This window comes from Pseudomonas mucoides, from assembly GCF_015461845.1.
GTDB lineage: Bacteria > Pseudomonadota > Gammaproteobacteria > Pseudomonadales > Pseudomonadaceae > Aquipseudomonas > Aquipseudomonas mucoides.
Window position 1 is genome coordinate 1,348,017 of sequence record NZ_JACOPW010000002.1, and the last position, 10,325, is coordinate 1,358,341.

At 59.4% G+C, this 10,325-nt stretch carries 8 protein-coding genes; 4 read left to right on the forward strand and 4 right to left on the reverse strand.

Features of this window, described 5'->3' with window-relative positions:
- Positions 1-184: 184 nt before the first annotated feature.
- A complete protein-coding gene (locus H8F22_RS14885) occupies positions 185-733 on the forward strand; it encodes a cytochrome b (RefSeq protein WP_027925030.1) in 549 nt (182 codons plus the stop codon).
- Positions 734-794: 61 nt separating this feature from the next.
- On the opposite strand, the gene H8F22_RS14890 is transcribed toward H8F22_RS14885, so the two are convergent.
- From H8F22_RS14890 to H8F22_RS14900, 3 genes are all read right to left on the reverse strand, one after another.
- On the reverse strand, positions 795-1,712 hold the full coding sequence (locus tag H8F22_RS14890) for a 1-aminocyclopropane-1-carboxylate deaminase/D-cysteine desulfhydrase (protein WP_194940379.1): 918 nt from the start codon (positions 1,710-1,712) through the stop codon (positions 795-797).
- A gap of 199 nt (positions 1,713-1,911) precedes the next feature.
- Positions 1,912-3,951: an oxidoreductase gene (locus H8F22_RS14895; protein WP_194940380.1), complete on the reverse strand. Its 2,040-nt coding sequence runs from the start codon at positions 3,949-3,951 to the stop codon at positions 1,912-1,914.
- Positions 3,952-4,217: 266 nt separating this feature from the next.
- On the reverse strand, positions 4,218-5,399 hold the full coding sequence (locus H8F22_RS14900) for a XylR family transcriptional regulator (RefSeq protein WP_027925027.1): 1,182 nt from the start codon (positions 5,397-5,399) through the stop codon (positions 4,218-4,220).
- Positions 5,400-5,806: 407 nt separating this feature from the next.
- On the opposite strand from H8F22_RS14900, the gene xylF reads away from it, so the two are divergent.
- The 3 genes from xylF to H8F22_RS14915 all read left to right on the forward strand — a co-directional run bounded on the left by xylF (position 5,807) and on the right by H8F22_RS14915 (position 9,614).
- A complete protein-coding gene (gene xylF, locus H8F22_RS14905; RefSeq protein WP_027925026.1) occupies positions 5,807-6,808 on the forward strand; it encodes a D-xylose ABC transporter substrate-binding protein in 1,002 nt (333 codons plus the stop codon).
- Between the two features lie 112 nt (positions 6,809-6,920).
- Positions 6,921-8,477 carry a D-xylose ABC transporter ATP-binding protein gene (gene xylG / locus H8F22_RS14910; protein WP_027925025.1) on the forward strand — a complete coding sequence of 519 codons (1,557 nt, stop codon included), beginning with the start codon at positions 6,921-6,923 and terminating at the stop codon, positions 8,475-8,477.
- On the forward strand, positions 8,478-9,614 hold the full coding sequence (locus tag H8F22_RS14915; protein ID WP_027925024.1) for a sugar ABC transporter permease: 1,137 nt from the start codon (positions 8,478-8,480) through the stop codon (positions 9,612-9,614).
- A gap of 547 nt (positions 9,615-10,161) precedes the next feature.
- Here H8F22_RS14915 and H8F22_RS14920 read toward each other — a convergent pair.
- Positions 10,162-10,325 (reverse strand): carbohydrate porin (locus tag H8F22_RS14920; protein ID WP_194940381.1); only part of this gene is annotated, 164 nt, incomplete at its 5' end.

The following is a 10,325-nucleotide window of genomic DNA, read 5'->3' on the forward strand; positions in this document are numbered from 1 at the left end:
GGTTTTCTGCGCATAAAAAAGCGTCAGCTCCATTACGGAACTGGCGCTTTTTTGATGTCGATCACCTGAACCAGAGCGTTATACGGCACAATCACCCAAGGCAAATCCGCCAAAGCGGATTACAGTTAAGGAACGCCGTCGGTCAAGAACGGTGGTTTCAGACCAGACCTGTGAGGAACACCGTATGCCCTGGAAGAATTCCGAATCACGCTACAGCACCGTATCGATCACGCTGCATTGGTTGATGCTGGTCTTGTTGGCGCTGGTTTATGCCTGTATCGAGTTTCGCGGGATCTTTCCCAAAGGCAGTGGCGGTCGCGCGCTGATTGTTGAATCGCACTTCATGCTGGGCCTGACCGTGTTCGTGCTGGTCTGGCTGCGCTTGTTCGCCCGCAGCCTGGGACCCGCACCGCAGATCTTCCCCGCCTCGCCCAAATGGCAAATTACGTTGGCGAAGTTAATGCACTGGGCGCTGTACATTTTCATGATCGCGATGCCGATTCTCGGGTGGCTGGTCACCAGCGCCAAGGGTAATCAAGTGATGTTTTACGGCTTTGACCTGCCAATGCTGGTTTCGGAAGACAAGGCGCTGGCCAAGCAGATCCAGGAGTGGCATGAACTGGGCGGCACCATTGGCTACTGGCTGATCGGCCTGCACGCACTGGCCGGGATCTATCACCATTACGTGGTGCGGGATAACACCCTGCTGCGGATGATGCCCAAGCGCGGCTGAACACAGCTGAACGCGATCCTTGTAGCAGCTGGCGAAGCCTGCTGCGACAAGGATGGGGTGGTTACTGAAATCCCCGGCGGCCTTGCAAGCCGCCGGTGTGGATGAAGATCAAGCGTGTACCCTTTTCAAAATGCCCTGCCTCGACTTGCTCCTTGAGCATCAGCAACGCCTTGCCGGTGTACAGCGGCTCTAAAGGCACACCGCTGGCGTGTTCGGCTTGATCGATGAAGTCGAGTAACGACTGATCGACTTTGGCAAAGCCGCCACGGCTGGCGTCCAGCAGTTCGAAGTTACGCTGCGGCACACCGGCCTCTTGCAGTATCGATTCGACCTGTTGCGCAACGCCGTGATCGTCGGGCACCGCCATCGCGCCATACACACTGCGTTCACCCGCCTCGGCCAGCACCAGGCCGGCCAGGGTGGTGCCGGTTCCGCACGCCAGCCACCAGCCGTCGAAGTCGCTCCATCCCAAACGATTCAATTGATCGTCGACCATTGCCTTCAACGTTATGCACCCTCGCGCGCCACGCAGACCGCCGCCCCCTTCTGGCACTGGATACAGGTCGGGGTATTGCGCCTGCCAGGGCTGCCAGAAACCCGGTTCATGCCGCGCCCGGTAGCCGCCGTAGCCCAACCAGTGCAATTGCATGCCCAATGCCTGCAAGTCCTTCACCGTCGGGGTGTCTTGTGGATGGCCACGCAGCAGTCCCACGGTGGTGAAACCAAAGCGTTTACCGGCGGCGGCCAGTGCGTGCAGGTGATTGGAGTGAGCACCGCCCAGGCTGATGATGCCGTTGGCGCCGGCGAGGTTGGCGGCGTTGAGGTGTTCGATGAGCTTGAACCACTTGTTGCCGCTGATTAGCGGGTCGATTTTCTCCAGGCGCAGGATCGCGACTTCGATGCGGGCGGCGGTGAGCCAGTCGAGAGGGAGGGGGTCGAGAGGGGCTTGGGGTAGCCAGTCGCTGGGAGGGAGGAGCATTGGCGGTACGCATTCTGTCAAAAGACAGCAGCGTAGCAGCTGTCGAGCCCCAGCGAGGCTGCGTTCGGCTGCGAAGCAGTCGTAAAACCAACCACCGCGGTGTTCCAGATAAACCGCGGTGAATGGGTTGACGACTGCTTCGCAGCCGAACGCAGCCTTGCTGGGGCTCGACAGCGGCTACGAGGGATGTGACATGGCCTTAGAGTTCGGCGGCGAGGCGCGACCCCTGATTGATCGCCCGCTTGGCATCCAGCTCCGCTGCCACGTCCGCACCACCAATCAAATGCACGCTCTGCCCGGCCGCGACCAACCCGTCCTGCAATTCACGCAGCGGATCCTGCCCGGCACAGATCACGATGTTGTCCACCGGCAGCACTTGCGGCTCGCCGGTTTCGCCGATGCGGATGTGCAGGCCTTCATCGTCGATCTTCAAATACTCGACGCTGTTGAGCATCTGCACCTGCCTGTTCTTGAGCCCCGTGCGGTGAATCCAGCCCGTGGTTTTACCGAGGCCGTCGCCGACCTTGGATTTCTTGCGTTGCAGCAGGAACACGTCACGCGCCGGTGCATGCGGCTCAGCCTTGATGCCCGCCACACCACCGCGCGCTTCAAGGTGAGTATCGATGCCCCACTCCTTCCAGAACGCTTCGCGGTTCTGACTGGTGGCGACGCCCTGGTGCACGAGAAATTCCGACACGTCGAAACCGATACCGCCCGCGCCGATCACCGCGACACGCTTGCCCACCGGTTTGCGCTCCAGGATCACGTCCAGGTAGCTCAACACCTTGGCGTTTTCCACGCCGGGAATCGCCGGGGTCCGTGGCGCGATGCCGGTGGCGAGAATAATCTCGTCGTAACCGCCCTCGACCAGTCGAGCCACGTCGACGCGGGTGTTCAGGCATACCTCGACGTTGGTGGTCTGCAATTTACGGTTGAAATAGCGCAGGGTTTCGAAGAACTCTTCCTTGCCCGGCACGCGCTTGGCGATGTTGAACTGACCGCCGATTTCGCTGGCCGAATCAAACAGCGTCACCTGATGCCCGCGCTCGGCGGCCACCGTCGCAGCGGACAGCCCGGCAGGACCGGCACCGACCACGGCGATTTTCTTGATCTGCTGCACCGGCAAGTAGTTGAGCTCGGTTTCGTGGCAAGCACGCGGGTTGACCAGGCAACTGGTCAACTTGCCGCCGAAGGTGTGGTCCAGGCACGCCTGGTTGCAACCGATGCAGGTATTGATTTCATCGGCACGCCCTTCAGCGGCCTTGTTGACGAAGTCCGGGTCGGCGAGAAACGGCCGCGCCATCGACACCATGTCGGCATCGCCTTCGGCCAGAATCTGCTCGGCCACTTCCGGGGTGTTGATGCGGTTGGTGGTGATCAGCGGAATGCTCACCGAGCCACGCAATTTGGCGGTGACTTTGCTGAACGCCGCGCGCGGCACTTTGGTGGCGATGGTCGGGATCCGCGCTTCGTGCCAGCCGATGCCGGTGTTGATGATCGTTGCACCGGCCTGTTCGATGGCCTTGGCCAGGGTGACGATTTCTTCCCAGCTGCTGCCGCCTTCCACGAGGTCGAGCATCGACAGGCGGAAGATAATGATGAAGTTCGGCCCCACCGCTTCACGCACGCGACGGACGATTTCCACCGGCAGGCGCATACGGTTTTCGTAGCTGCCGCCCCAACGGTCGGTGCGGTGGTTGGTGTGGGCAGCGAGGAACTGGTTAATGAAATAACCTTCGGAGCCCATGATCTCGACACCGTCGTATTCGGCGGTTTGCGCCAGTACCGAACAGGTCACGAAATCGCTGATCTGTTTTTCGATGCCTTCCTCGTCCAGCTCTTTGGGCTTGAACGGGTTGATCGGCGCCTGGATGGCGCTCGGGGCGACCTGTTTCGGGCTGTAGGCATAACGCCCGGCGTGGAGGATCTGCATGCAGATTTTCCCGCCCGCCTCGTGCACGGCGCGCGTCACGATCCGATGCTTGAGCGCTTCTTCCTCGGTGGTCAGCTTGGCTGCACCGGAATACACCCCGCCCTCGTCGTTAGGGCCGATGCCGCCGGTCACCATCAGGCCAACACCGCCGCGCGCACGTTCGGCAAAGTACGCCGCCATACGCTCGAAACCGCCAGGTTTCTCCTCAAGACCGGTGTGCATCGACCCCATCAGGGTGCGGTTGCGCAGCGTGGTAAAACCCAGGTCCAGCGGGGCCAACAGGTGCGGGTAGTGAGCGGCGGCCATTTGTAACTCCACATCGAGCGATCACGGAAAAAGTGCAGGAGCTCTTCGGCTCCCGTCAGTCATGGTGGACAGACTAAGAGTCGCATCGCTGTCACTCAATGACCGAAACTGACAAGTTAATGATCAAAATGCGCAGCCGCCCTTGGCAAGGGCCGACAGGAACCCCGGCCCTGGCCGCAAACCCTGCCATGGGTTTCAGTTGGATTGGAATTCTTAGCACTGGCGATACGTGTACCCGAGGCCTTTCTCACAACATTTACCCAGGTTTAACTCCCGACATAGCCTTGCTGATACTCACGCGGCGTGCAGCCAAATTCACGCTTGAACACCGTGTGCAGGTATTGCGCCGACTTGAAGCCGCAATCCTGGGCAATCTCGGCAATCCCGGACGTCGTGTTTTCCAACCCGGCAGCGGCAGCGGCCAGTTTGAAACGCAGCACTTCATCATGAACGCTGCGCCCCAACTTGCGACGAAAGTGCGACTCAAGAGATGACCGCGACACCCCCACATAATTCGCCACCTGCTCGGTCTTGATGCCTTGGCAAGCGTATTGCCGAATAAAGTGCAGCGCCTGCATGACATACGGGTCGTCGAGCGGTTGGTGCAAGCTGGAAGTCTGCACATTGATCCCTTCCGGCGGCACCAGGATCTGCGTGCCGGTCGAAGGCATGCCACACAGCATCTGGTGCAGCAAACGTGCGGCGGTACGGCCCATGCTGTCGGTACCCTGGATCACCGAACTGAGCGGCACCCGGGTCAGGCTGCGGGTCAGCGGATCGTTATCGATACCAATCAACGCCACCTGTTCCGGCACCGCGATCCCCGCCGTCAAGCAGGCTTGCAGCAGTTGCCGGGCCCGCGCGTCACTGACCGCGATGATGCCAATGGGTTTAGGCAGGCTGTGCAACCAGGCGATCTGCTGCGCGACGGCGCTGTCCCAAAGCGGTGCGCTGGTTTCCAGGCCACGATAAATTTCGGCGGGCAAGCCATCGCGCTGCAGCAGACGGCGGAAGGCACTCTCGCGCTCCTGCGCCCAGCGATTGGTCTGCGCTTCGGGCAGGCTGAAACAGGCAAAACGGGTCAGGCCGGCGTCGATCAGGTGTTTGTAGGCCAGATTGATCAAAGCGAAATTGTCGGTGGCCACATAAGGCATGTGCCGCGGGTAAGCGCGCTCATCCTCATAGGACCCCCCCACAGCCACCACCGGCAGCTTGATCCCCGCCAGCGCCTGACCAATGACCGGGTCGTCGAAGTCGGCGATGATGCCGTCGCCCTGCCAGCGCTCGATACCCTTCAGCCGGCAGAGAAAGTCCTCCTCCAGAAACAAATCCCAGGACGCCCGGGTGCTGCTCAGATAGTTGCCGATCCCGCTGATGATGCCGCGGTCGTAGATCTTGTTTCCATTGAACAACAGGGCGATGCGGTGGCTGGGCGGAACGGTTTTCATTGTTTTTGTCTCCAGGCCGGTCGGCACAGACTAGGCGCGCGGAGGCGGAATCTCAATACTCAAAATCGAACCCGTGTTTGGTGATTTTCGCAATCGGTCAGCGCCGGGGCGGCGTTACTATCAAGGTCAGTCAGGGCCGCTCTCAAATAACAAGGAAATTGCAGATGACCTACTTCCCCGCGGTCGTCCGGGTTCGCCACAGGACCGACCAACTGCTTCAGTCATCAGCGCTTTACGACCGGCTCCACAAGTAACCTCTCCCCCAAAGTGTTTCCCTGTGTCGCACCGCATGACCGCGACTCTCGAGACCGGACTGCTCGCCTGTACGCGCCGGTTCTCTTGTCCGCCATTGCAGTACGTTTCCAGTATCGATGTGCATCTAAACAACAATAAAAGGACATAACCCTATGAAGAACCTGAAAACCGCCCTGCTCGCCAGCTTCCTGGTCATGATCGGCAACTCGGCCATGGCTGACGCACAACACCCGAAAATCGGCTTTTCGATCGATGATCTGCGCCTTGAGCGCTGGTCCCGCGACCGCGACTACTTCACCGCCGCAGCCGAGCAATTGGGCGCCAAGGTTTACGTGCAATCAGCCGATGCCAACGAGCAGCGGCAGATTTCCCAGATCGAAAATCTGATTTCGCGCGGCGTCGACGTGATTGTCATCGTACCGTTCAACGCCACAGTGCTGAACAATGCGGTTTCCGAAGCCAAGAAGGCCGGGGTCAAAGTTCTTTCCTATGACCGCCTGATCCTGAATGCCGACATCGACGCCTACATCTCTTTCGATAACAAGAAGGTCGGCCAGATGCAGGCTGAAGGCGTGGTCAAGGCGCAACCCAAGGGCAATTACTTCTTGCTGGGCGGAGCGCCGACTGACAACAACGCCAAGATCTTGCGTGAAGGCCAGATGGAAGTGCTTCAACCCTTGATCGACAAAGGCGACATCAAGGTGGTGGGTCAGCAGTGGGTGAAAGAGTGGAACCCGACCGAGGCGCTGAGCATTGTCGAGAACGCCTTGACCGCCAATAACAACAAGATTGACGGCATCGTTGCGTCCAACGATGCCACCGCCGGGGGGGCGATCCAGGCCCTCGCTGCGCAGAAGCTGGACGGCAAGGTACCGGTCTCCGGCCAGGATGCCGACCTTGCGGCGATTAAACGGGTGATCGCTGGCACCCAGACCATGACCGTCTACAAACCATTGAAACTGTTGGCCTCGGAGGCCGCCAAACTGTCTGTGCAATTGGCGCGCAACGAGAAGCCTACGTACAACTCGCAATATGACAACGGCGCCAAAAAGGTCGACAGCATCCTGCTCAAACCGACGCCTTTGACCAAAGACAACATCAACGTGCTTGAGGACGACGGGTTCTATACAAAAGCGCAGATTGCCGGGCAGTAATCGCCAGGTTTTCGACGCTTGCCTGACAATATCGGGCGGCTGACAGTCAGTCGTCGCAGGCAAGCGTTCGTCGAGAAGATTTCCAATCTTTGCTTTCGTTCGAGAGTTTTCAATGTCTGACTATCTGCTGGAAATGAGAGGCATCGTCAAAGCCTTCGGCGGGGTTCGTGCGCTGAATGGCATCGACATCAAGGTCAAACCGGGCGAGTGCGTGGGCTTGTGTGGAGAGAACGGGGCCGGTAAATCGACCCTGATGAAGGTGCTGTCGGCGGTCTATCCTTGCGACACTTGGGAGGGCGACATTCTTTGGCGTGGCCAGCCACTCAAGGCCTATTCGATCAAAGAGACCGAAGCCGCCGGTATCGTCATCATTCATCAGGAACTGACCCTGGTCCCTGATCTTTCCGTCGCCGAAAACATCTTCATGGGCCACGAACTGACACTGCCGGGTGGACGCATGAACTACCCGGCGATGATCCACCGCGCCGAAGCACTGATGCGTGAGCTGAAGGTGCCGGACATGAACGTCTCCCTCCCTGTGTCGCAGTACGGCGGCGGTTATCAGCAATTGGTGGAAATCGCCAAGGCATTGAACAAGAAGGCGCGCCTGCTGATCCTCGACGAGCCCTCCTCGGCCCTGACCCGTTCGGAAATCGAGGTGTTGCTGGACATCATCCGCGATCTGAAGGCCAAGGGCGTTGCCTGCGTCTACATCTCGCACAAGCTCGACGAAGTGGCGGCGGTCTGCGACACCATCTCGGTCATCCGCGACGGTAAACACATCGCGACCACCGCGATGGCCGATATGGACATTGCGCAGATCATCACCCAAATGGTCGGTCGGGAAATGAGCAACCTCTACCCCAGCGAACCGCACGAGATCGGCGAAGTGCTGTTCGAAGCACGCCACATTACCTGCTACGACGTCGACAACCCCGGCCGCAAGCGTGTGGACGACATTTCTTTCGTGTTGAAGCGCGGCGAAATCCTCGGCATCGCCGGACTGGTGGGCGCAGGGCGCACGGAGCTGGTGTCGGCGTTGTTCGGCTCGTATCCCGGTCGCTATGAAGGCGAAGTCTGGCTGGACGGCAAACCCATCGATACCCGCACCCCACTGAAATCGATCAGGGCCGGTTTGTGCATGGTCCCTGAAGATCGCAAACGTCAGGGCATCATCCCGGACCTGGGGGTGGGACAGAACATCACCCTGGCAGTACTCGACAGTTTTTCCCGCATGAGCCGCATCGATGCCGAAGCCGAGCTCAGCAGCATCCAGCAGGAAATCGCCCGGATGCAACTGAAAACCGCGACGCCCTTTTTGCCGATCACCAGCCTCTCCGGCGGGAACCAGCAGAAAGCCGTGCTGGCCAAGATGCTGCTGACCAAACCCCGAGTGTTGATCCTCGATGAACCCACGCGTGGCGTCGATGTCGGCGCCAAATATGAAATCTACAAATTGATGGGTGCGCTCGCGGCCGAAGGCGTAGCGATCATCATGGTGTCGTCGGAACTGGCCGAAGTGCTGGGCGTTTCCGACCGAGTGCTGGTGATTGGTGAAGGCCAGCTGCGCGGTAACTTTATCAACCACGAATTGACCCAGGAGCACGTGCTCGCTGCGGCGCTCAGTCAGCCGAACGGGCATGACAACAACGATCGGAAATCTGCGTAAATGAATCAGGTTAAACAGTTGTTCACCCGCTACAAAATGCTCGCCCTGCTGATTGCCGTGATGATTATCTGGCTGTTTTTCAGCTGGCAAACCGAAGGCGGGTTTCTAACCCCACGCAACCTGTCGAACCTGCTACGGCAGATGTCGATCACCGGGATTCTCGCCTGCGGCATGGTGCTGGTAATCATCAGTGGCGAAATCGACCTGTCGGTGGGTTCGATGCTCGGCCTGCTGGGCGGGGTCGCGGCGATTCTCGATGTGGTTTATCACGTGCCGTTGCCGCTCAACCTTGCGATCGTCGCCCTCTGCGGATTGTTGATCGGCCTGGGCAATGGCTACATGACCGCCTACCTGCGCATCCCCTCCTTCATCGTCGGCCTCGGCGGTATGCTGGCGTTTCGCGGGGTGCTGCTGGGCATTACCGGCGGCACTACCATTGCCCCGGTATCGAGCCAGCTGGTCTACATGGGTCAGGGTTACCTGCCACAACTGGCGGGGATAATTCTCGGCGTGCTGTTGTTTGGCCTGGCCCTGTTCCTCACCTGGCGCCAACGCCTCAACCGCGCCCTGCATGGTTTGTCCATGCACTCGCTGCTGCGCGACAGCATACGTGTGGTACTGATCGGCGTGGTGCTGGCCGGTTTCGTCTACACCCTCAACAGCTACGATGGCATTCCGGTTCCAGTGCTGCTCCTGCTGGTCCTGCTGGGACTGTTCAGTTACGTCACCAGCCAGACCGTGTTCGGCCGCCGCATCTATTCGGTGGGCAGCAACATGGAAGCCACACGCCTGTCCGGCATCAATGTGCAGGCGGTCAAACTGTGGATCTTCGGCATCATGGGCGTCATGTGTGCCCTCGCCGGCCTGGTCAACACCGCCCGCCTCGCGGCCGGCTCACCCTCCGCCGGCAACATGGGTGAGCTGGATGCCATCGCGGCATGCTTCATCGGCGGGACGTCCATGCGGGGTGGCTCTGGCACCGTATATGGTGCGTTGATGGGAGCATTGGTGATCAGCAGCCTGGATAACGGAATGTCGATGCTGGACGTCGACAGCTACTGGCAGATGATCGTCAAGGGCAGCATATTGGTATTGGCGGTTTGGGTAGATGTCAGTACACGGGCAGGACGTCGCTGACTCTCGTTGTCTTCGCCGTCTGGACGCCCCACTCGCAGGCAAGCCGGCATAAAGCCTGAATAGAGAAACGGCTTTTTCAACCTCGAGGGAGCCCAGGGTATTTGTCAGGTCGTTTGCCGTTCACATCCTCTGTTGTCCAGCATCGCAAACCAGGTGCGTGCGGTGCTCGGGCAACAGCAGGACCAGGGACTCATCCCGCTTGGTCTTGCTTTAAATTCAGTAGGGTTTGCCGCAATAGGCCAGGTCATTCGACCCGGCTTGTTAGCCCATTCGCAGACCACAACCCTTCGCTAAATGACGCACAACAGCTGGCGGACTCAACCCGCCAGCGTCCCCAATTGTCTGTCCGGTATTGTCAATTAACCCAGACGCACTGGACGAACAGACGCTACTGACGTCGATCACCACCCACCAGAATACGCGACTGGCGCACCGCTATGAGCAGCATAAAAAATGGGCAGCACAGGCTGCCCACACAAAAAAAAAAGCGGACAGCCTGGGCTGTCCGCAAATATGCGCACATAGAGAGGAGCTTATCGCAACAGCGTTAGAACACCGACTGAATTTTCAGGCCGGCCACCAGCGCGTTATCGACTTCATCAACACCGCCCGGGTGAGTGATGTATTGCAGGTTAGGACGCACGGTCAGCCAGTTGGTAACGTGGAAGCCGTAGTTGATTTCGTAGTTGTACTCGGTGGTCCGCAGTGGCG

Bases quoted from the DNA above. Each gene is read 5' to 3' on its own strand.
- H8F22_RS14890 (WP_194940379.1), bottom strand. From the start codon at position 1,712: ATGCTCCTCCCTCCCAGCGACTGGCTACCCCAAGCCCCTCTCGACCCC.
- H8F22_RS14915 (WP_027925024.1), top strand. From the start codon at position 8,478: ATGAATCAGGTTAAACAGTTGTTCACCCGCTACAAAATGCTCGCCCTG.
- xylF (WP_027925026.1), top strand. From the start codon at position 5,807: ATGAAGAACCTGAAAACCGCCCTGCTCGCCAGCTTCCTGGTCATGATC.
- xylG (WP_027925025.1), top strand. From the start codon at position 6,921: ATGTCTGACTATCTGCTGGAAATGAGAGGCATCGTCAAAGCCTTCGGC.
- H8F22_RS14885 (WP_027925030.1), top strand. From the start codon at position 185: ATGCCCTGGAAGAATTCCGAATCACGCTACAGCACCGTATCGATCACG.
- H8F22_RS14900 (WP_027925027.1), bottom strand. From the start codon at position 5,399: ATGAAAACCGTTCCGCCCAGCCACCGCATCGCCCTGTTGTTCAATGGA.
- H8F22_RS14895 (WP_194940380.1), bottom strand. From the start codon at position 3,951: ATGGCCGCCGCTCACTACCCGCACCTGTTGGCCCCGCTGGACCTGGGT.